The organism is Enterococcus sp. DIV0210g (assembly GCF_050559705.1).
Classification (GTDB): Bacteria; Bacillota; Bacilli; order Lactobacillales; family Enterococcaceae; genus Enterococcus_B; species Enterococcus_B faecalis_A.
In genome coordinates this window covers 662,634-685,000 of sequence record NZ_CP187903.1, presented here as the reverse complement: position 1 = coordinate 685,000, position 22,367 = coordinate 662,634, and the positions used below count along the sequence as shown (strand labels likewise).

Below are 22,367 nucleotides of genomic sequence, written 5' to 3'. Positions count from 1 at the left end.
TACGCATTTCACCGCTACACATGGAATTCCACTCTCCTCTTCTGCACTCAAGTCTCCCAGTTTCCAATGACCCTCCCCGGTTGAGCCGGGGGCTTTCACATCAGACTTAAGAAACCGCCTGCGCTCGCTTTACGCCCAATAAATCCGGACAACGCTTGCCACCTACGTATTACCGCGGCTGCTGGCACGTAGTTAGCCGTGGCTTTCTGGTTAGATACCGTCAAGGGATGAACAGTTACTCTCATCCTTGTTCTTCTCTAACAACAGAGTTTTACGATCCGAAAACCTTCTTCACTCACGCGGCGTTGCTCGGTCAGACTTTCGTCCATTGCCGAAGATTCCCTACTGCTGCCTCCCGTAGGAGTCTGGGCCGTGTCTCAGTCCCAGTGTGGCCGATCACCCTCTCAGGTCGGCTATGCATCGTTGCCTTGGTGAGCCGTTACCTCACCAACTAGCTAATGCACCGCGGGTCCATCCATCAGCGACACCCGAAAGCGCCTTTCAAATCGGAAACATGCGTTTCTGATTGTTATACGGTATTAGCACCTGTTTCCAAGTGTTATCCCCTTCTGATGGGCAGGTTACCCACGTGTTACTCACCCGTTCGCCACTCTTTTTCTTTCGGTGAAGCAAGCTTCGGTGAAAGAAAAAGCGTACGACTTGCATGTATTAGGCACGCCGCCAGCGTTCGTCCTGAGCCAGGATCAAACTCTCATAAAAAGTTCGAAACAATCTTTCGATTGTTAAGCTCAAAAATTGTTTGCTAGCATATTGCTTGCTTTTAAAAATGTTTGTTGTTCTTGATCGAATCAAGAACGCCCTACACATTTGGTTCGTCTTACTTTGTTCAGTTTTCAAAGGTCTACTTGAATTGCCGTAGCAACTTTTATATCTTAGCAAACACCGGAGTCGATGTCAACATTTTTTTCAAAAAGTTTTTTCGCTTGTTTCGCGAAGTGCTTTTAGCAACTTATTCATAATAACTTATCAGTTGTTATTTGTCAAGAAGTTTTTTCAAGTTTTTTATTGATGTATCAACGAAAAACCAACTTCTCATTTAAGCGACTTCGTTATTCTATCATGTTAAGAACAACTCGTCAACAACTTTTTTAAAACTTTTTTTAAATCGACAATCTAAATCGCCAACGAGTAATAATGTATCATTAATCGTTGACGAACACAAGCACTAATTTTATCTTTTTATCGATTCTGTTGATTCGGACTATCTCTTTAGTTCTCTTTTTTCTTTATTTTCGGCAGCATTATTGTTATGACTGTTCCCTTGTCTTTTTCTGTTTGGATGAGAAAACAGGATTCCTCTTCATATAAAAGTTTCAAACGCTCTTTTATATTCTGCAAACCAATCCCTGTATAATGATTCGCTTTTTCTATTTTCCCCATTCCTCTCATATCAAAACCAACTCCATTGTCGATGATTTCAATAATCAACTGTGATTCATTGCTTCTTGCAAAGATTTGGGCATAACCTGCTTGCCCTTCCGGAAAAGCATGGAGGTAAATGTTTTCTATTAAGGGCTGCAAGAGCATTTTGGGCACATATGATTCTTTGCTTTCTTGTGTTGCTTCGATTTCTAATTGGATCGATCGCCCATAACGAAGCTGGAGTATTTCCACATATTCTCTGATGATCTCTAGTTCTTCTCTCAGATATACTTTTTCTTCTTTGCGGCTGAGTGTATAACGCAGAAGCTGGATAAAATGTTCTAATGCTTCACTTGCTTCTTTATTTTTACATTGCCAAATCAGGAATTTGATCGTTGTCAATGTATTGTAGACAAAGTGCGGCTGGATCTGCATTTGCAATGCTTGGATTTCTGCCAGACGTTTTTCTGATTCGCTTTGGTAGATTTTTTCTATATGAACGGTCAAGTCTTTCAGCATCTGATTATAGGCACGACTCAATTCTCTTACTTCTGTTGTTCCTTGGACCTTTACTTGCTTAGTAAAATCACCATGCTTTATAGCAGGTAATGCAGCAATCAGCTGATAGATGGGTTGCGTCATCTTGCGGATAATCAAAAAAGAAGTTCCGGCTACAAAAAGAGTAATGATACTAAGAATAAGCAGTGTTGGTTCAACGATCCGCATATTTAACATAAATTGTTCTTCGTTGAAAATATCATATAAAACAAAATTATAAGAATACAAATTCCTTTTATTGATTCGATAGCCGTCTCTTTCGATCTCAGCTCTATCGATTTTTTCTCCCAGCTTCTCTTGATTTTGCGAAGAAATGATTTGCTGGTCTTCATCAAGGATATAAATCGTATGCAGCGTAGTATCTAGTAATTCTTGATAAATAGCACGAAAATCTGATTCGCTGATAAAAACTAACGCATAACCATAGATATCTTCGCCTTCTAAAAGTTTTCGGACAAACAATAATCCAGGGGTTTCTTTTGTTGCAGTAGTCAGCCCTTCTTTACGATAGAAAAATTGTGTTTTCGCTAATGTTCGATTTACTTTATCGAACATTTCACTTTCCCAGAATTTTTCAACAGCTGAACTGCGCACCGCATCATTTTGGAAAAAACTGTTGCCGTTTTTTCCGAGAAGGATGAGATTTGACGGAACAGATTCAAAAGCAGCACGTGTTGTATTCAGCTGTTTTTTCATTTCGATGATTGTTTGTCCATTACTCAACGGATTTTGCAGATATTTTTTGGCTGCCTGACTGGTTTCCACCACTTCGAACACTCGATTGATCGCTGTGTTCAGCTGTTCATATTCTTGCTGGATTTTTTCCAACAGGATTTGATTGGCTTGACGGTTAGCTTGTAGATGTGTTTCTTGCGAGCGGCCGACAACTAAATAGGCAGTAGCCCAAGCAGTAATTACGATCGAACTTACTACAAGCCCAACAAGCAGACAGAACAGCTGATTTTTCTTGAACCATCTCAGACTATTCATTTTTTCAGCCTCTTTCGATAACGTAATGGGGGCAATCCATATTCTCTTTTGAAAATCCGAGAAAAATAACCTACATCCATATATCCTACACTGAAGCTGATTTTTTCCAGCGAAAGGTCAGATTCCCTCAACAATTTTTCTGCTTTTTCTAAACGGACAAACTTCAAGTATTCCGTAAAATTCATCATAAATTTTTCAGTGAACAAGGTGGACAAATACGTATAATTAAAGTGAAAGACTTCGGAAAGATGGGAGAGTGTCAATTCTTTTTGATAATTGGCAAAGATATAAGCTTGTAACTTTTGGACAAATTCATTTTCAAAAGAACTGTCCTCACCAAGCAGCTGTTTCATTTGCTTGATTTCAGATAGAAGTATTACCGAAAATTCTTCAAGATGTTTGGCTCGGGTGATTTCGTGCAAAAAATTCCGTTTTCTTTGATTGTAGTTTTCTTGACACGCTGTTTCTTCCAAGAGAGAGAAAAAAGTATAAAAAACACTGCTGGCTTGCTGCTTCAAGAGACTTGGTGCAGCAATGGTCAAAACCAGTTCATCAAAATAACACTGGATTTCTTCTAATAGCGGTATATAGTCTGTTCTAGAAACTGTATGTACTAACTTTGGCGCTTTGATCTTTTTTGTATTCCCAAAAACAAAAAGCTCTTCTATAGAAACAATAAATTGCGTTTTGAAGAAAAAAGGCTGTTCTTCGCTTTGTTTTCTCACCTCTTCATATACTTCTTTTGCCGTGCCGATCTTCGAGAATATTCGGCTTAGAACAAAGAATGCTTGTGGATCAACACTTCTCATACTTTTTAAGGATTGCTTCAACATAGCTTTGAGTTCTTCCTCTGTATCACTGAAATTGATCAGCAAACCTAGATTTCCATCTTCCAGCTTAAAAGACAGCGTTTTCATTTTATCGTTATTGGAAATACAACTTTCCAGACGTTCCAATAGCAGATGAGATTCTCGATACCATTTCATATTTGTATAAAGAAAACAGAAATTCGGCAATTCGAAAAAATACTCAAAAATCTCCGTATCTTGGTTTTGGCCTCCGGAAAGATAGCGATTGAAACGATTCGATAAACGATGATGCTCAAAATGGGCATCTTTTTTTCGTGTAAATTGGTTGGCGATTTTCCTCAACACTTCTAAGAGATTTTCAGGCGTAAGTGTCGGTTTCAGCAAATAGTCAACAGCCCCAGATTTAAATACTTTAGACACATACGAAAAATCATCATAGCTGCTCAATACTAAAAAATGTGTCTGGGTAAATTGCCTTTGGATGATTTCAGCCAATTCTATGCCGTTTAATTTTGGCATAACTAAATCGGTAATGACGATTTCTGGTCTCATCTGGATGATTTTTTCTAATCCTTCTTGTCCATTTGCCGCCTCCCCAATGATTTCAAATCCTTCTTTTTCCCAATCCAGCAAATTTTTTATACCATGACGAATCGCTTCTTCGTCATCTATCAATAACAGTGTGATGGGCGGTTCCATTTTCTTCCCCTCCTATCTTGAATGATTTAAGTATATCTTTTCCCTCTTTTAGAAATCAATCCAAGTTTTGAAAACTGGAAATATTTTGGGTTTCAGGACATATTTCGGAGGTTGCCTCCAAAATATTGTACGCGCTTTCAATTGATGTTTTAGTTAACTTATCAAGCGAAAGGAGCTTTCAAATGAAAAAATTTTTATTCCCCCTCTTCTCTTTATTAGCAGCAGGATTATTGGCAGGTTGCGGAACTGGAAACACTACTCAGGAAAATGCACAAAATGAGGAGCATATCATTGTCTGGGCTTGGGATGAAGCGTTCAATATCCGCGCTATGCATGAAGCAGCTGATTATTATCAAAACGAGGAGGTAGAGATTGAGATCGTTGCAATGTCACAAGATGATATCGTCCAAAGACTGAATACAAGTTTAGCTTCCGGAAATACAGACGGGTTGCCAAATATCGTACTAGTGGAAGATTATCGTATCCAAGGGTACCTCACTTCCTATCCTGGCGCTTTTGCAGACTTGTCTTCCATAGTCAGTGAAGATGATTTTTCCAGTTATAAATTTGCCGTTAATAAAATCGATGATACGATTTACGGCGTCCCTTTTGACAGCGGTGTTGCTGGGTTATTTTACCGATTGGATTACTTAGAGGGTGCTGGTTATCAAGCAGCTGATTTAGAAAATATCACTTGGAAAGAATACTTAGACATTGCTAAAACAGTGAAAGAAAAAACGGGTCATGCCTTCTTAGCCTTAGATCCGAGTGATTTAGGTTTAGCAAGAATCATGATGCAATCAGCTGGTTCTTGGTATACAGCAGCAGATGGAACAACTGTCACGATCGAAAACAATCCAGCGCTGCGTTCTTCGTTATCTTTAATTGCTGACTTCTTCAATGCTGGTATCGTTGAACAAATCTCTGATTGGGACAGCGGCGTCAACGCAGTCCAATCTGGAAGTGTCGCAACTTCACCAACTGGCGCTTGGTATTCCAGCACGATTCAAGGTGCAGAAGATCAATCTGGTAAATGGCGTATCGCTCCAATTCCTGTTCTTGACGACAACAATGAATCGATTCATGCTTCGAGTATCGGAGGTTCTGGCTGGTATGTTTTAGAGGATGTCACAGGAAAAGAAAATGCGATCGACTTTTTAGGCGCTACATTTGCTTCCAGCAAAGAATTGATGGCTCACTTAGCTGAAGAAATCGGTTTGGTTTCGACAATGAATGCTGCTTTAGAGACAGATGTTTATGCAGAAGGCAGTGAATTTTATGGTGATGAACCAGTTTTTGAAAACTTTGCCCGCTGGTCCAGCGAAGTTCCAGCAGTCAATTACGGCAATCATACGTATGCCATTGAATCAGTGATGACCGAAACACTTCAAGCAATCATCAATGGCGGCGATATTGACGAACTTTTAGCTGCTGCACAAACACAGGTAGAAGCACAAATCGCCAACTAACGTCGATTCTTTCAAAAAAACAACTTCTAAAGGAGGTCTTTTGTGAAAAAGAAAGCTTGGCGCTTCAGCGGAAATCTTTTCATTCTTTTACCCATTAGTTTTATTACGTTGTTTGTTTTTATCCCAATGTTCTTCGCTCTCTTCACCTCGTTTCAGTCAGGTCCGCCGACTGCAATGACTTTTAATGGGTTAGGAAATTACAGTCGTATGCTAAGCGATTCTACGTTTCGAAGAGCTTTTTCCAATACTTTTCTATATTTGCTTGTCCAAGTACCAATCATGATTTTTTTAGCGTTGATTTTATCCAACATCTTGAACGATAAAAAACTGAAGTTCAAAGGCTTGTTTCGAACAGCGTTGTTTTTACCTTGTATCACCTCTCTTGTCTCTTATTCATTGATCATCAAAAGTTTGTTTGGGACAAACGGGTTTGTAAATAATCTTTTGATGAATAGCCAACTTATTGATACACCTATCCATTGGCTGACAAATCCATTTTGGGCAAGAGTCTTGATCATCTTTGCGATCACATGGCGCTGGACAGGTTATAACATGGTGTTTTTTATCTCCGGTATGCAGAATATCGATCCAAGTATTTATGAGGCAGCAGAAATTGACGGCGCATCAAAATGGCAGCAGTTCTTTCAGATTACTTTACCAAACTTGAAACCGATTATTCTATTTACGACGATTACTTCAACAATCGGTACATTACAGCTCTTTGATGAAGTCCAAAACATTACAGGAGGTGGTCCGGCAAATGCAACAACGACACTTTCTCAGTATATCTATAATCTGAGCTATCGATTTACACCTAACTTTGGGTATGCCGCAGCTGTTTCATTCATTATCGTTGTTGCGATCGTGCTGATTTCTATCTTACAACTCAAATTAGGAGGTAAAGAAGCATGAAAACTCTCTCCCTTACCGGAAAATATCTGCTGCTGTCGATTTTGTCGGTCCTATCTATCTTCCCTTTTGTTTGGATGATCTTAGGCATGACGAATACGCCAGTTGATATCACAGCTGGAAAATTGATGATTGGCAATCAGCTGCTGATCAATTTTCAAAATCTCTTTGCTTCTGATTTGAACTTTTGGCAAGCGTTAGGTAATTCTTCGCTGATTGCCGGTATCACGACCTTTTTGGCTCTGATATTTTCTTCTATGGCTGGCTACGGATTTGAGATTTATCGTTCCAAGGCAAAAGAACGGATATTTTCCATCTTGCTGTTATCGATGATGGTGCCTTTTGCTGCATTGATGATTCCCCTTTATCGAATGTTTAGCCGCTTGAATGGTACATTTCTTGGGATCAATAGTATTTGGATCGTGATTTTACCGAATATTTGTACAGCATTTCTGATTTTCTTTTTCCGTCAAAATATCAAGTCTTTCCCCAAAGAGCTAGTAGAAGCTGCCCGAATCGACGGTTTGAGTGAATTGAGTATTTTTTTCCGCGTCTACATGCCTACTGCTAAAAACACCTACGCAGCAGCAGCAATCATCACGTTTATGAGCAGCTGGAACAATTATCTTTGGCCGCTCGTGGCATTGCAATCGCCAGATAAGCGAACGATTCCGTTGATTTTGTCTGCAATGGGGGCTTCTTATACCCCAGACTACGGCATGATGATGTGCGGGATCGTATTAGCAACCTTGCCAAGTGCATTGCTTTTCTTCTTATTACAGAAACAATTTGTCCAAGGCATGATTGGTTCAATAAAATAAAAAGCGAGGAACTTATGATTACATTTGACCAGCAACAAAACGTCTTTCATTTATCGAATGGCTCGATCAGTTATTTGTTCCAAATCGAAACAGGCGGTTTTCCAGCACATCTTTATTTTGGCAAAGCGGTGAAAAACTATTCGGGAAACTACCGTTATCCACGAATCGATCGTTCATTTTCCCCTAATCTCCCAGGTTCATCAGATCGGCTCTTTTCGTTGGACACTCTGCTGCAGGAGTATCCTTCATTTGGCAATGGTGATTTTAGAGAACCTGCTTGTCAGTTTGAATTTCAAGATGGTAGTCAAATAACTGATTTTAGCTACCAATCCCACGAGATTTTTTCTGGTAAACCGGCTTTAGCGGGCTTGCCTGCCTCTTATGCAACAGATGAAAAAGAAGCAGAAACATTGAAACTTGTTCTGTGGGATGAAACAGCTGCTCTACAATTGATTCTTTCTTATACGATTTTTGCAGATAACGATGTTCTTTCACGTTCAGTAGCCGTGATCAACAAAAGTACCGAAACAGTGAACATCCGTCAACTAGCTAGTTGCGCATTGGATTTTCCAGCGCAGGAATTTGACTTGCTCCATCTAAACGGCACATGGGCGCAAGAACGCAATCTGATCCGGGAAAAACTTTCCCCTGGAACAAAGATACTTGATAGTAAACGCGGAAGCAGCAGTCATCAGCAAAATCCGTTTGCTGTTTTGGCAAAAAAAGAAACGACCGAATCCCAAGGTGCAGCTTTCGGCTTTTGTCTTGTTTATAGCGGGAACCACTGTACCACAGTTCAACGTGATGCTTTCCAGCAGACACGTGTCGTGATGGGCATTCATCCCCATCGTTTTTGCTGGCGGCTTGAACCGCAGCAAACTTTTCAAACACCAGAAGCTGTACTTGCTTTCAGCGACGAGGGATTGAATCGTCTTTCGCATACGTATCACGCTTTTTTTGAACAGCATCTGATCCGGGGTTTTTATAAAAAGAAAGAACGGCCGATTTTGATCAATAATTGGGAAGCGACTTATTTTGATTTTGATGAAGCAAAAATCTTCTTTCTTGCGAAAGAAGCCCAACAGCTTGGGATCGAATTATTTGTTTTAGATGACGGGTGGTATGGTCAGCGAAACGATGATTGTACTTCTTTAGGTGATTGGAGCCCAAATCTGGAAAAATTCCCTAATGGCTTAGCCCCGCTTTCGCAAAAAATCCATGATTTAGGCTTAAAATTCGGCATCTGGGTCGAACCAGAAATGATTTCTGAAAACAGTCTGCTTTATCAAAAGCATCCTGACTGGGTCTTACAAGTACCTGGACGTGAAAAATCCCCTAGTCGAAGTCAATACGTTCTTGATCTTTCGCGAAAAGAAGTTCGTGATTATTTGTATCTGCAATTGTCTGCTCTTTTTGATGAAGCGTCGATCGACTATGTAAAATGGGACATGAATCGGAATCTGACAGATGTTTACTCCGCTGCTTTTCCACCCAATCAGCAAGGAGAGATTGCCCATCGTTACGTGTTAGGATTATATGAACTTTTAGAACAATTGACAAAGAAATACCCGACGATACTTTTTGAAAGCTGTTCTGGCGGCGGCGGGCGTTTTGATGCCGGAATGCTTTATTATATGCCTCAGACGTGGACAAGCGATAATACCGATGCCGCAGCACGAATGAAAATCCAATACAGTACAAGTTTTGCTTACCCGCTTTCGACGATGGGCGCGCATGTTTCTGGCATTCCCAATCATCAAACCGGTCGTCAAACTTCTTTATCTACGCGAGGAAATGTATCCATGGCTGGCGTCTTCGGGTACGAATTGGATCTTACACAGCTTTCAATCGAAGAAAAACAGGAAATCCAGGAACAGGTTTCTTTCTATAAAAAATATCGTCAGCTTTTACAGTTTGGTACTTTTTCTCGTTTGTTAGATCCTTACCAAGGCAATCATGCTGCTTGGCAAGTAACATCTCTTGATAAAAAAGAAGCGCTTGTTTTCTATTTCCAACTTTTAGAAGAAGCATCGAGTCCTTTCGTCACAATAAAACCAACAGGATTAGACCCCAATCAATGTTATCAACTGGTACAGGAACCGGACAAATACTTTTGGGGTGATGAATTGATGCGCATCGGTTTTTATGTCACACCGAAACAAATAGGAGATTTCATCTCGGAACGTTATCATTTCAAAGCAATTGATTCAAAGGAGGAGCACAATGACAAAATTTGAGATCAAAGATGAGTTTTATCTAGATGGCAAACCATTTAAAATCATTTCCGGTGCCATCCATTATTTTCGTGTAGTACCGGAATATTGGCAAGATCGTTTGGAAAAGCTAAAAGCAATGGGCTGTAATACAGTTGAGACCTATGTCCCTTGGAATGCACACGAGCCGCAAGAAGGAGAATTCCATTTTGAAGATGGATTAGATGTAAGACGTTTTATCCAGACTGCTGAAAAATTGGGTCTTTATGTGATTTTGCGTCCTTCTCCTTATATTTGTGCAGAATGGGAATTCGGCGGCCTTCCTTATTGGCTTTTGAAGGAGCCGAAAATCAAGCTTCGTTTTGACGAGCCAGTTTTCTTGAATAAAACCGAAGCCTTTTTCTCTGCTTTATTTAAACAAGTCGTTGATTTGCAGTTTACTCACGGTGGTCCGATCCTTTTGATGCAGATTGAAAATGAATACGGCGGATACGCAAACGATCTGGATTATATGCGAAAATTAGCGCAAATGATGGAAAATCACGGTGTCGATGTTCCTTTAGTCACTTCTGATGGACCGTGGAGCGATATGCTGGAAAATGGTTCGATCCCTGATATTGCTTTGCCAACCATCAATTGCGGATCAGAAATCAAAAAACATTTTAAACGTCTGAAAAGTTTCCATAAAGAAAAAAAACCATTGATGGTCATGGAATTTTGGATCGGGTGGTTCGATGCTTGGGGCGATGAAGCACATCATACACGTAGCAGCGAAGAAGTTGGGCAAGAATTAGCGGATATTTTAGCAGAAGGTTCGGTCAACTTTTATATGTTCCACTGCGGGACGAATTTCGGCTTCAATAATGGCGCTAACTACTATGGAAAATTAACTGCTGATGTGACCAGCTATGATTATGATGCTCCTTTGTCTGAGTGGGGAGATTTGACGCCGAAATACCACAAATTTAAAGAAGTGATTGCCAAACATCGCGAAATCCCTGATGTTACCTTCTCAACAGCTATCAAAAAAATCGCCTATGGAACATTACCGCTCCAACAAAAAACAAGTTTATTTGCAAATCTGGAAACTATCGGCAAAAAAAGAGCGAACAATTATCCGCTGTCGATGGAAGAATTGGATCAAGGAACCGGTTATGTTTACTATACTAGTTCTATCGGTGCTCCCAGAAAAATCGAAGACTTCCGCTTGCTGGGCTGCAAAGACCGTGCGCAAGTCTATCTCAACCAAGCCCATCTTTTCACTCAAACAGATTTAGAACTAGGAGAAAAGAAAAGTTTTGAATTGACAGAACAGCAAAATGAATTAGGCATCTTGGTTGAAAATATGGGCCGGGTCAACTTTTCCGCTGAAATCAATCAGCAGAAAAAAGGAATCACTGAAGGTGTATTTTTCAATTCTGCGTTTCAAAGCAGCTGGACGATGTATGGTCTTCCAATGGATAATCTGGAAAAGCTGGACTTTGCTCTTCCTTGGCAAGAACATACACCTGGTTTCTATCGTTTCAGTTTCCAAGCAGAAGAAATCGGTGATACATTTGTCGATTTTACCGGGTGGGGCAAAGGCTTTGCTGTCATCAACGGTCATCATTTAGGACGTTTTTGGGAGATTGGTCCTCAAAAACGATTGTATGTCCCAGGTCCTTGGTTGAACAAAGGTGAAAATGACCTGCTTATTTTCGAGTCAGAAGGAAAAATCCAAGAAACGATTACCTTGACCGATCAGCCAAGTTATTAGATAGAAGGAATCAATCTCATTCAAAAAAAGAGCAGCCGGAGAAAAACAGTATCGACTGTTTTTCCCAGCTGCTCTTATTTGTTCTGTTTTATTATCCAGCAACATAAAAATCTTCAAATCCCAACGATCTTCTATTTCCAAAGAATCTTAAAAAAGTGGTACGCCTTCAATCTCATATGTTCCTAAGACAACACGCATTTGTTCTGGCTCTTCCCAATGATAGCCTTCAGCAAGTTCATTTTTCTGGTTTTGCTGCGTTGCTTCAAAAACAAATAACGGAACATTTTCATGATCAATGTGGGTATTTGTCAATTCCATCAAATTGATCGTACTTACATCGATATGTACTATATCTTTTAAGAAATTCAGTATATTTGCCAAACCTGTTTTTCCTTCCGAAATGTTTGCTACTGCAAACTCCACCGTATCATCGATTGCATGAACCAAAAAACGTTTTGTTCCATCCTCCAAATGCAGCATAATAGTACCAGCGACTCTTTTGTTTGCCAAAATTTCCACCTCGATCAACTTGTTCTATTGCTTTCAAAGAAATTTTAGCATATTTTCTGAAAAAATACACTTCTTAATTCTTATTTTTCTCGAGCTTCCAATTCTGTTAATGCTTCTTTGATCCATTTTGGTAATTGTTCCTCGATTGTTCGGAATCCGATTTTCTTGTTTTTATTCGTGTAGTATCGTTTTCTCCGATGCGGGATCGTTGGTGCATTTTTTTCCAATGTTCTTAGCGATAAACTGATTTTCTTTGTGTATTCGTCAATATCGATGATTTGAACGGTCACGGGTTGTCCAATCGTCAAGATAGCATGGATATTTTTAGTATAACCAGATTGTACTTCAGAAACATGGATCAAGCCTTGTGTTTCATCATCCAATGAAACAAATGCACCATAAGGCTGAATGCCGGTTATCTTGCCATTAATGATTTCGCCAATTCTATAATTCATCTGCTTCCCTCTCTTCGCATAATTCATTATACTGTAAATGTGTTGAAAAAAGAAGTTTTGAAAATGAATTAAACAGGAGGCAGCTTATATGACTGATTTTGACCAAGAGATTTCCAGAAAGCACACTAGCTGTGTCAAATGGGATTCTATCGCAGAAACATACCATGCAGAAGATCTTTTACCATTGTGGGTGGCGGATATGGACTTCCAAGCGCCTAAGCCCGTCAGAGATGCTTTTCAGCAGATGATTGATCACGGGATCTTCGGCTATCCGATTCCGTCAGATGACCTGTATCAGTCTGTGATCGATTGGGAAAAAAAACAGCACCAAGTTTCGCTGGAAAAAGAACAAATCTTGTTTTCCAGCGGTGTCTTGCCCAGCTTAGCAACAGCTGTCCAAGCATTTACAGAAGTCGGCGACAGTATCCTGATCCACGATCCTGTCTATCCGCCGTTTACATCGATCGTTGAATCAAATCAGCGCAAAATTGTTCGAAGTCCATTACTTGAAAAAGAGGGTCATTTCGTTATGGACCTTCAAGATATGGAAACAAAAATCAAAGAAAACCAAGTCAAAATGATAATCCTATGCAATCCTCATAATCCTGGCGGCCGCGTTTGGTCAAAAGACGAGCTTCAAACCCTCGCTGAATTGTGTAAAAAAAATGAGGTACTGCTGTTATCAGATGAGATCCATCAAGATTTGGTGCTTTTCGATAATCACTTTACTTCTATATATACACTTGATCCTGCATTTTCGACATTTACGATTGCTTTTACTTCCGCAACAAAAACATTCAACTTAGCAGGAATCAAAAGCTCTATGGCTTTGATCAAAGATCCAGACTTGCGGGAAGCATTTAAAAAACAGCAAATGATCAATCAGCACCAAGAAGTAAATTCGTTTGGACTTGCCGGTACACAAGCAGCCTATGCACACGGTGAAGAATGGCTAAAAGAATTACGCAGTTATTTAGAAGAAAACATTTTGTTAGCAGAAAACTATTTTGCAGAACATCTTCCTCAAGTGAGATTTATGAAGCCAGAAGGAACATACTTGGTTTGGCTGGACTTTTCCGGCTATGCAGCATCCGATCAAGTTTTACAAGACAATCTGATCCAAAAAGGAAAAGTCGTTTTGAACCCTGGAATCGCGTTTGGACCTGCTGGACATCTTCATATGCGTTTGAATGTGGCCTGCACGAAAGAAACCTTGCTGGATGGATTACAACGTATCAAGAAAGCATGCACGGAATGATTTTTCCATTATGTATGACAAAGACCGCAAAACATGTGTTTTGCGGTCTTTTTTTAAGCATTTTACTTAATATTTATTCTGAGATTTCGATTGTTTCGATTACAACGTCATGAACGGGACGATCTTGTGGTCCGCGTTGAACGTTAGCAATTTCATCCACAACGTCCATTCCGTCTATTACATGACCAAAAACTGTATGACGGAAGTCTAACCATGGTGTTCCTCCGCCTTTGTAAGCTTCGATGATTTCTGCTGGGAAGCCAGCACCTTCTAATTGGCCAAGCATGTTTGCAGGAACATTTTCATTGTTGACGATGAAAAATTGGCTGCCGTTCGAATTTGGACCAGAGTTTGCCATAGACAAAGCGCCGCGTAAATTGAATAGTTCACGGCTGAATTCATCTTCGAAAGATTCTCCGTAGATACTTTCTCCGCCCATACCTGTACCAGTTGGATCGCCGCCTTGGATCATGAAATCTGGAATGACACGGTGGAAAATGATGCCGTCATAGTAACCTTTTTTTGCTAATTCAACGAAATTTTGAACTGTTTTTGGTGCTAGTTCAGGAAATAATTGGATATTGATATCTCCGCGATTCGTTTTGATCAGCGCTTTAGGGCCTTTTTCGTTTTCTAGATTTAATTGTGGAAATGACATAAGTGTTCCTCCTAATTTTTGATTCCTTCTTATAATAACCAAAGATAACCAAAATTACCATGATTGATTCTTGGAGAATGCGACTTGTTAATATTTTTTATAAAGCATTCGCAGTACAAGAATTCTTTTTTGATTTCTGCTATAGTAAACGAGACAGGAGGAATTTTTAATGGAAATTTATGATATTACGATCATCGGAGCCGGTCCAGTTGGGATGTTTGCTGCTTTTTACGCTGGGATGCGCAAAGCGAAAACCAATATTATCGATAGTCTGCCCCAGTTAGGCGGTCAATTGGCGACTCTGTATCCAGAAAAATATATTTACGATATTCCGGGCTATCCTGCAGTCAAAGCCAATGAATTAGTCGGCAATTTAGAAAAACAGCTGACTACTTTTAATCATACATTCCACCTTGAAGAAGAGGTCCTTTCTATCGTACGTGATGAAGACATTATTGAGATCACAACGAACAAAGGTATCCACTATTCCAAGGCCGTGATCCTTGCTTTAGGTAATGGTTCATTTCAACCAAGAAAATTAGGGTTGGAAAATGCTGAATCTTTTGAGACAAAAGGTTTGGATTACTACGTCAACGATTTGATGAAATATGCAGGGAAAAAAGTTGCGATTGCAGGCGGCGGCGATTCTGCCATTGACTGGGCGCTGATGCTGGAACCCATTGCCAGTGAAGTTTATTTAGTCCATCGCCGCGACAATTTCAGAGGGCATGAACATAGTGTCGAAAGATTACAGGAATCTTCCGTCTCTATCATGACTCCTTATATCATTGATGAATTGATGGAAGAAAACAACTGGTTATCTGGTATCCAATTGAAGAAAGTAAAAACAGATGAAACAGTTTCCCTTTCTGTGGATCATTTGATCGTCAATTATGGGTTTACTTCCAATTTAGGTCAACTTTCTTCATGGGGATTAGAAAGCAGCCGCAATGCTATTGCTGTTCGTTCGGATATGTCTACATCCATGCCTGGCGTATATGCTGCGGGAGATATTTGCAGCTATGATGGAAAAGTCAAATTGATCGCTACAGGATTTGGTGAAGCTCCGACTGCTGTAAATAATGCCCTTCATTTCATCAATCCAAAAGAACGGACACAACCTGCACACAGCACAAGCCTGTTCAATAAAACGATTCAATGATAAGATGAAAAAAACGGATCTACAGGAGGATGAATATGGTAATCAAATCAACGACTTTAGAAGAAAAAGCGCGCGATTTATTAAAAGAACGCGGTGTCGGCGTTCAAGATATTGCGGAGCTTGTCATGTTTTTGCAGAAAAATTATATTTCTGATCTTACACTTGAAGATTGCATGTCCAGTGTCGACAGCGTTTTGACAAAACGTGAAGTCCATAACACGATCATCACTGGGATCCAGCTAGACATCTTAGCCGAAGAGCACAAGTTGATGGCTCCTCTGCAAAATATCATTGAAGAAGATGAAGGCTTGTACGGAATCGATGAAATCTTGGCGTTATCTATCGTAAATGTTTACGGATCGATCGGTTTCACCAACTATGGTTATATCGATAAAGTAAAACCTGGTATCTTAGAAGAATTGAATAGCCACGAAGGTCCAAAAGTCCACACTTTCTTGGATGATATCGTCGGTGCAATCGCAGCAGCTGCGGCAAGCCGTCTAGCGCATGCCGAACCGGAAAAAAGAAGTCGTTTGACACAATAGAGGTTGTGAACAAAGCGCTGTGACTTGAGTATTAAAGAAGAAATCCGTGAAACAGCTTTTCATGTTTTGCGGATTTTTGAGTTAATACCGAAAGTCAGCTTTGTGAACACCGTTTAATAGAGGTCGTGAAAACGATGTTCTGCTTCAAGAAATAAGGATAAAAAGACAGAAATGGCTTTTCACATTTTTGTCTTTTTGGACTTATTTCCGAAGAAGCAATCGTTTGAACACCGTTTAATAGAGGTCGTGAAAGAACCGTCCAGCTCCGAGCATTAAAGAAGAATCCGCTAAAACAGCTTTCCATGTTTTAGCGGATTTTGAGTTAATGCCGAAGGAGTTGGTTCCTGAACACCGTTTAATAGAGGTTGTGAAAACGATGTTCTGCTTCAAGAAATAAGGATAAAAAGGATGCAAGCAACGTTTTTGCTTGCATCCTTTTTTCTATCTTTTTTATCTATCCTTTTTTCAGTTCCCTTTTCCCTGCAAAAATCACGAGGGCAAACAAAAGCTCTAATACAATGAAAAACAGGACAAAACTATGCACAAAAAATTGTTCCGGCAGCACATTGATAATTGGATCAGTAGCTGGATTAAATAACCAGTCATCATTATTGAACAATAACTCATGAAAAACAATGAAAAAACGATCAAAGCCGATCAACATAAAAAATCCGATGAATACTGGCACTGCCATCCCGATTTGAAATGGTCGGATCAGCCGCCAGAATCGTTTTTCTTTTTTTGATTGGCGCAAAAACAAGATACTTGGAACAACCGTAACCAGAAAAACAGCATAGTTGAACAAAAACAGCAGCTTGACTTCATGGAAATGATGCAATCCGCTAGCCGACATCGGAAAATCAGGCAAAGATAACGTCTGCTGGAACGGATTGTTCAAATACATCAGCAGCTTGTCATAGTTTTCCAAAAGCTGTTCTTTCCCTAAAATCGTATAATCTAAAATGTTCAAATGCTGGATATCAAAAACATACAAAGGGCGAAAATTGATTGCAATACCAATAGACAAACTAATGATTGTCAAAAATAAGCAGATGATCCCGCCATATTCCACCCATTTCTTGTTTGTCTTCATCTTAAATATCCCACTCGTCTAATGTGTCTAATACATAGGTCGGAGCAGTCGGCAAAGAAGAGACTTCCGCTTTCTTCGTAAACCCGGTCAATACGAGCAATGTATCGATCCCGTTTTGGATACCTGCTTGGATATCGGTCTCGTAATTGTCCCCTACCATAATGACATCTTCTTTTTCAAAGCCAAGAACATCCACTGCTTTATCCATAATGATAGATTCTGGCTTGCCAATAAAAATAGGCGGTGTTTGTGTCGCTGTTTCTACAAATGAGATGACAGATCCGGCACCAGGAAGCAATCCGCGTTCTGTCGGTATGTTTTTGTCTGGGTTCGTTCCGATAAATGTTGCGCCTTTTTGGATCGCTAATGTTGCGGTAACAAATTTTTCATACGTCACATTATTGTCTAATCCAACGATCACATAATCCGGTTCCTTTTCTTCCCATTCAAATCCTGCAGCCAAAACAAGGTCGATCAATCCTGCTTCTCCAATGATAAAGACTTTTTTCCCTTTTCCATCTGCAAGCATAAAATCAATCGTCGCAAGTGTTGCTGTATAGATCACTTCTGGCGAAACATGGATGTCAAATTCATTTGCTAGCCGAGCCGCAACGGTTTCTGGACTTTTTGTCGTATTGTTCGTCAAAAATAAAAATGGCAGTTGTTTTGCCTGAAGTTCTTCTACAAATTTTTTACCAGCAGGGATGACTTCGGTACCGCGATAAATCGTTCCATCCAAATCAATTAAATAACCTTTATATTTCATCTATTTACTCTTCTCTTTTCCTTATTGTAAAACTTGCTTTGTTTTTTTCTTTCGTTGAAGCAGTTTTTGGCTGCTTCTCTGTTTTTTCTTGGTCAGGTTTCCGCTTTTTGATTACTGCTTTTTTTCGATTTGCTGGTGCTTTCTTCTCTTCGATATATGCAGGTGCTGAATTTGCGGTATTCGCTGTTTTCTTGCGTTTACGGCGTGCGTTGTTTTTCTCTTTCTTTCCGCCGATACGTTCGATCACAAAATAAGCGCAGCCGAAATTACAGTATTCATATAGATAATCCTCCAGCGAGTCGATACGCTGTTCTGGATGTGCTCTTCTGTTATCTGCACGGAAAAATCCTTTTAAACGAAGCTGTTCATAGCCCCAATCGCCGACGATATAATCATAACGCGCTAACACTTCGCTATAGCGTTCACCTAATTTTTCAAGGTCGAATCCTTCTCGATGATCTCTTACCAGCCGATATTGGCGCTCACCCACTAAAAACGTATGCTCATCTAAAGGTGTGACCCGTTCGCCTTTTACTTTTTCCGGCTTTGGTTCTTCGACGATTTCTTCTAAAACGGCAGTCAATTCATCCGTTACTTGATTTGTTTCTTCTGATTCTGATTGTTTAAGATCGTGTACTCGCTCATTTTTTGGTTTACTAGACACGCTTTCACCACCTATTCTGTTTCATTATACCTTGTTTTTATTTGATTGGGTAGTGAGCATTTAAGTAATCGCCTACCACACTTCGGATAAATTCCGGGAATAAAAATTCATTCTCTCCTGCAATCTCGATCGTTGGGAAAAAGGGAATAAACATGAAATGATCAACGGTCGTGAACGTGTAGGAACGATCTTTTTCGACTGGGCGGTTTTGCCATAAAATTTGATGATTGACACTATCATAGGTGATCCCGCTATAAACGATCTGACCAAAAATCTTACCGCGAAATCCCATCCCATTCATAGGAAAGTTACGCAAAAAGTTACGATTTTTTTCCATTTCCAAAATCAAACGAATCAAATTCTCTCCTGACAAGGTGACTCTCAATAAATGCATCGGGTGCGGCAATGCCGTATGGAGATCATCTTGGGTTATGATGCCTTCTGGTAAATCAGTCAAGAACAGACCGCTGTTCAAAATCGCTGCATCTGTTTCTCCTCTCCGTTTGAGCGCTTCAAGTGCTTCAAGAATGAAAGGATGTTCACCGAAAACTTCAGTTGTTAAACTGAAAGGCAAGTTTGCCACTTTTTTCTCTTTTAAAAGGCGATGCCCTTCATCCAAATAGCCTTGGATCTCATTTTCATCTTCAGGAATAGCTGGCAGTGTTTGTGTCGCAACGGCTTTTGCTGAAGTTTGCAAAATCTGTTTCTTTTCATTAAGTGTCAAAAAAACTTCACCGACATACTGGCCATATTTTCCTGCAGCAGACAGTTGAACTTGATTTATTTTTTTGCCTGTCTCAAATAAATGGTGCGTATGCGACCCAAGAATAACATCGATAGCCGGAAGTTCTTGAGCAATCAGAAAATCATCTTGGATGCCTAAATGACTCATCAAAACAATCACATCGGCTTCTTTTTTTAACATTTCGATCATCTCGGGCAAGATATCGAAAGGATTTCGAATATCCCAGCCGTTTGGACTATACGTCAGCGGAAAAGGTGCAGTGAAAGCAATCAAAGCGACTTTTGTTTTTTGAGCAGTTTCTATGATTTTATACGGAATCGTCCATTCTGGCGGAAGAAGTGTTTTTTTGTCAAAAAGATTACCAAGAATCACATCAAATTCTGCATGATCATATAAATGGTTCAATTCTTCTTTTGAGTTTCCGACGCCTTCATTGTTGCCGATTGTCGCTGCGTCGTAGCCGATCTCATTCATCAATAAGACATTTGCTTGCCCATTTGTTGCTTCCGTCAATGGATGCCAGCGATCAGAAAAATCACCGAGATCAACTGTTATAACAGTGTCGCCGTTTTTTTCATGCTGTTCTTTTTGTTCACGAAGGAATCGGCGGATCTTAGGCCAATTCTCAAAATGCGAATGCAGATCATTGGTATGTAACAAAACGATTTTTTCCATATTAACGCCTCTTTTCATCATTGCATTTATCATAACATACCCATAAAAAGTTGGGAAAACTAGGCGCTTGCCTGAATACCAGTACTTATCATTTGTTTAAACAAAAAAAGAAGGACAGTTTTCACTGCGCCTTCTTTGATTGCTATATTTGGCAATACAGAGTTATTCTGCTGTCAATACAACATCGATATTGCCTGCTGTTGCTTTAGAATATGGACAAACATGATGTGCTTCTTCTAACAATTCTTGTGTTTCTTCTTGGGAAAGGCCGTCGATTTTCCCTTCTAATTCTACGCCAAGTTTAAAATCTGCTTCACCTTCCGAATAAAGAGAAACCGTTGCGCTGATCGTTGAAGCAGCTTTGATTCCTTTTTTCTCCATGATCAATTCTAATGCACTGTTAAAGCAGGAAGCATATCCCGCAGCAAATAATTGTTCTGGGTTTGTTGCCCCTTCACTTCTTGTACCGGGTGCTTTGATATTTAAAGATAAAGAGTGGTCTGGACTGTGGACTTCTCCTGAACGTCCACCTGTATTGATCATTTTTGTTGAATACATTTTTTTCATTACACTCGCTCCTTTTTGATCTTTATTTAAACATTTTGTCTGTTTTTGAATAAAGAAAACCGCTGTCTTTGACCAATTATTTTTGTCTTTTCCAGCTGTTCGTCTTCATTTTTCAGTTTACCGCGCATTGCTTTATAAAACAAAAAATACGCATAAAAATAGAGGATTCTTTTGATTAAAGTATAAATAAAAAAATTTTTTGATGTTAAATCGTTGTGACATACTTGTTCCATTTTGGAGTGAGCTTTCAATCGAATCTCTTTAAGTACAGCAAAATATCTTCTAATCTAGGTTGTTAAAACTGTACGATATGATTATTTCCCATATCAGGAATAGTACTCATAATTTGATTTCTAGAACTGTCGGTTAGTTTAATCGTTTGCGTCATATTGCAAATCAAACTATTGGTAACGTTATTTATATGGAACTCACTCATAGAACTTTCTACCCTTATTGGTAAAACAGTTAAACGATTTATCCCTTGATATTTGTTATCATTTATAGGTTCGGCTGCTGTGACTAAACTTTTTGTTACCCGCTCATCTGTGTGTCCTACAATTGTTAAACCAAATGCACCGCGAGTTTTGGCCCGCCATGCTATCCCTTCATCACCTGCAACACTTGAACAGCCAACCATAGTGATACCTCTGCAATCAACGAATTCAAAGCTTCTGCCATAATATAGATTTAATGGCTTAGTTGGATCATTATAGTTATATTCCTGAGTTGGGTTTTCTGGGCTAGAACTTGCAAATGCTTTGCAACCAATCAAAGTAGTTTCTTGCACTCTTTCAAAATAAAATAAGCCATTATTTTCTTCTCTAGGCGCTAAAGTGTTCAGTGTTCTTTGATACATTAATTCGAAGCTTTCTTCTCTATTGGGTAATATTATTGGATCGCTTTTATCTAAAATCGACTGTATTTTTTCTTTATTAGAAATTAAATAATCTGTTATTTTTGTACGTAGTTCTTGATCATCCTGTACTCCCGATCCAATCCTTTTTTTTACTCTCTGTGCGCGTGTTGCGAATACATTTTCTAAAATAATAGTCTGCAAAACAGCCGGTCGCGGATCGATTGGTAAAGTGTTATCTTTTTCTGAACGCTGAAAAACAACTCCTTTGCTGCTTGCTGAAACATGACGTACCTCTAGATTTTTAATGATACATTGGTCATAAATATCTTCTAGCACGATACCATCCACAGGAACAGGCTGTGCTTCACCATATCCTTTCATCACGATCATAAAACCGTCAATGGTCAATCCTTTGTTATGCTGAGTTCCGCGAGTAATTCTAATCAATGAACTGCCAAAAAAGCCTTGTTCTTTGAGAGAGCCGTCGTCGTAAAATTTCCAAGGTTTTGGTGTGAATCTGACGCTGTATGGATTACATGCAATGAATGAAATTCCTCCTTGAACAATCAATGTTTCTTCAAGAATATATTGCGATGATGCGAAATAAATATTATTGATTTTCTTTTCTTTGGCTTCTTTAACCGCTAATTTGATTCCTGAAACGATAGGGTGAATGAGTTTCTTTTCTTTTGCATACTCAATAAAATCGTCAACATAAATCCCTCTAGATGACATATTTTTTTCTAGATTCTTTAATTTGGTTTCTAGGATTGCTAGTCGTGTCTCTAATGAATCAGTCATTACTT

Annotated in this window: 19 protein-coding genes and 1 rRNA gene (1 of these 20 only partly in view); 8 read left to right on the top strand and 12 right to left on the bottom strand. The window is 39.5% G+C overall.

Annotated features, from left to right (window positions below):
- From IGI64_RS03360 to IGI64_RS03350, 3 genes are all read right to left on the bottom strand, one after another.
- Positions 1 to 720: ribosomal RNA gene (locus IGI64_RS03360) — 16S ribosomal RNA — on the bottom strand; it reaches 840 nt to the left of the window's first position.
- A 510-nt stretch (positions 721 to 1,230) separates the two neighbouring features.
- On the bottom strand, positions 1,231 to 2,931 hold the full coding sequence (locus IGI64_RS03355; protein WP_429939483.1) for a sensor histidine kinase: 1,701 nt from the start codon (positions 2,929 to 2,931) through the stop codon (positions 1,231 to 1,233).
- Positions 2,928 to 4,439 carry a response regulator transcription factor gene (locus IGI64_RS03350; RefSeq protein WP_429939482.1) on the bottom strand — a complete coding sequence of 504 codons (1,512 nt, stop codon included), beginning with the start codon at positions 4,437 to 4,439 and terminating at the stop codon, positions 2,928 to 2,930. The genes IGI64_RS03355 and IGI64_RS03350 overlap by 4 nt, the downstream gene beginning before the upstream one ends.
- 182 nt (positions 4,440 to 4,621) lie before the next feature.
- Between IGI64_RS03350 and IGI64_RS03345 the strand changes: the two genes are divergently transcribed.
- The 5 genes from IGI64_RS03345 to IGI64_RS03325 are packed head-to-tail and all read left to right on the top strand — an operon-like array spanning position 4,622 to position 11,607.
- Positions 4,622 to 5,908 carry an ABC transporter substrate-binding protein gene (locus tag IGI64_RS03345; protein ID WP_429939481.1) on the top strand — a complete coding sequence of 429 codons (1,287 nt, stop codon included), beginning with the start codon at positions 4,622 to 4,624 and terminating at the stop codon, positions 5,906 to 5,908.
- 42 nt (positions 5,909 to 5,950) lie between these two features.
- A complete protein-coding gene (locus IGI64_RS03340) occupies positions 5,951 to 6,820 on the top strand; it encodes a carbohydrate ABC transporter permease (protein WP_429939480.1) in 870 nt (289 codons plus the stop codon).
- Positions 6,817 to 7,638, top strand: a complete 822-nt coding sequence (locus tag IGI64_RS03335) for a carbohydrate ABC transporter permease (RefSeq protein WP_429939479.1) — start codon at positions 6,817 to 6,819, stop codon at positions 7,636 to 7,638. Before IGI64_RS03340 ends, IGI64_RS03335 begins: the two co-directional genes overlap by 4 nt.
- 14 nt (positions 7,639 to 7,652) lie before the next feature.
- Complete coding sequence (locus tag IGI64_RS03330; protein WP_429939478.1) at positions 7,653 to 9,875, top strand: alpha-galactosidase; 2,223 nt, start codon at positions 7,653 to 7,655, stop codon at positions 9,873 to 9,875.
- Complete coding sequence (locus tag IGI64_RS03325; protein ID WP_429939477.1) at positions 9,862 to 11,607, top strand: glycoside hydrolase family 35 protein; 1,746 nt, start codon at positions 9,862 to 9,864, stop codon at positions 11,605 to 11,607. Before IGI64_RS03330 ends, IGI64_RS03325 begins: the two co-directional genes overlap by 14 nt.
- A gap of 147 nt (positions 11,608 to 11,754) precedes the next feature.
- Here the strand turns inward: IGI64_RS03325 and IGI64_RS03320 are convergent, their stop codons facing one another.
- Positions 11,755 to 12,117 carry a hypothetical protein gene (locus IGI64_RS03320; RefSeq protein ID WP_034860815.1) on the bottom strand — a complete coding sequence of 121 codons (363 nt, stop codon included), beginning with the start codon at positions 12,115 to 12,117 and terminating at the stop codon, positions 11,755 to 11,757.
- An 80-nt stretch (positions 12,118 to 12,197) separates the two neighbouring features.
- Positions 12,198 to 12,572: a CvfD/Ygs/GSP13 family RNA-binding post-transcriptional regulator gene (locus IGI64_RS03315; protein WP_034860817.1), complete on the bottom strand. Its 375-nt coding sequence runs from the start codon at positions 12,570 to 12,572 to the stop codon at positions 12,198 to 12,200.
- An 88-nt stretch (positions 12,573 to 12,660) separates the two neighbouring features.
- Here IGI64_RS03315 and IGI64_RS03310 point away from each other — a divergent pair, with 88 nt between their 5' ends.
- On the top strand, positions 12,661 to 13,830 hold the full coding sequence (locus IGI64_RS03310) for a MalY/PatB family protein (RefSeq protein ID WP_429939476.1): 1,170 nt from the start codon (positions 12,661 to 12,663) through the stop codon (positions 13,828 to 13,830).
- Positions 13,831 to 13,903: 73 nt separating this feature from the next.
- Here IGI64_RS03310 and IGI64_RS03305 read toward each other — a convergent pair whose 3' ends face one another.
- Positions 13,904 to 14,488: a peptidylprolyl isomerase gene (locus tag IGI64_RS03305; protein WP_016625729.1), complete on the bottom strand. Its 585-nt coding sequence runs from the start codon at positions 14,486 to 14,488 to the stop codon at positions 13,904 to 13,906.
- Between the two features lie 169 nt (positions 14,489 to 14,657).
- Here IGI64_RS03305 and IGI64_RS03300 point away from each other — a divergent pair, with 169 nt between their 5' ends.
- The gene (locus tag IGI64_RS03300; RefSeq protein ID WP_016625730.1) at positions 14,658 to 15,650 is read left to right on the top strand and encodes an NAD(P)/FAD-dependent oxidoreductase; all 993 of its coding nucleotides are present in this window, start codon (positions 14,658 to 14,660) and stop codon (positions 15,648 to 15,650) included.
- Between the two features lie 35 nt (positions 15,651 to 15,685).
- Positions 15,686 to 16,195 carry a phosphatidylglycerophosphatase A family protein gene (locus IGI64_RS03295; protein WP_034860819.1) on the top strand — a complete coding sequence of 170 codons (510 nt, stop codon included), beginning with the start codon at positions 15,686 to 15,688 and terminating at the stop codon, positions 16,193 to 16,195.
- A gap of 454 nt (positions 16,196 to 16,649) precedes the next feature.
- On the opposite strand, the gene IGI64_RS03290 is transcribed toward IGI64_RS03295, so the two are convergent.
- From IGI64_RS03290 to IGI64_RS03265, 6 genes are all read right to left on the bottom strand, one after another.
- Positions 16,650 to 17,288, bottom strand: a complete 639-nt coding sequence (locus IGI64_RS03290; protein ID WP_429939474.1) for a TIGR01906 family membrane protein — start codon at positions 17,286 to 17,288, stop codon at positions 16,650 to 16,652.
- A gap of 1 nt (position 17,289) precedes the next feature.
- Positions 17,290 to 18,054, bottom strand: coding sequence for a TIGR01457 family HAD-type hydrolase (locus IGI64_RS03285; RefSeq protein WP_016625733.1), 765 nt, complete (start codon positions 18,052 to 18,054; stop codon positions 17,290 to 17,292).
- A gap of 4 nt (positions 18,055 to 18,058) precedes the next feature.
- A complete protein-coding gene (locus tag IGI64_RS03280) occupies positions 18,059 to 18,718 on the bottom strand; it encodes a YutD family protein (protein ID WP_429939473.1) in 660 nt (219 codons plus the stop codon).
- A 37-nt stretch (positions 18,719 to 18,755) separates the two neighbouring features.
- Positions 18,756 to 20,138, bottom strand: coding sequence for a bifunctional metallophosphatase/5'-nucleotidase (locus IGI64_RS03275; RefSeq protein ID WP_429939472.1), 1,383 nt, complete (start codon positions 20,136 to 20,138; stop codon positions 18,756 to 18,758).
- Positions 20,139 to 20,300: 162 nt separating this feature from the next.
- A complete protein-coding gene (locus IGI64_RS03270) occupies positions 20,301 to 20,705 on the bottom strand; it encodes an Ohr family peroxiredoxin (protein WP_016625736.1) in 405 nt (134 codons plus the stop codon).
- A 295-nt stretch (positions 20,706 to 21,000) separates the two neighbouring features.
- Positions 21,001 to 22,362 (bottom strand): hypothetical protein, encoded by a 1,362-nt coding sequence (locus tag IGI64_RS03265; RefSeq protein ID WP_429939471.1) that lies wholly within the window; start codon positions 22,360 to 22,362, stop codon positions 21,001 to 21,003.
- Positions 22,363 to 22,367 lie beyond the last annotated feature (5 nt).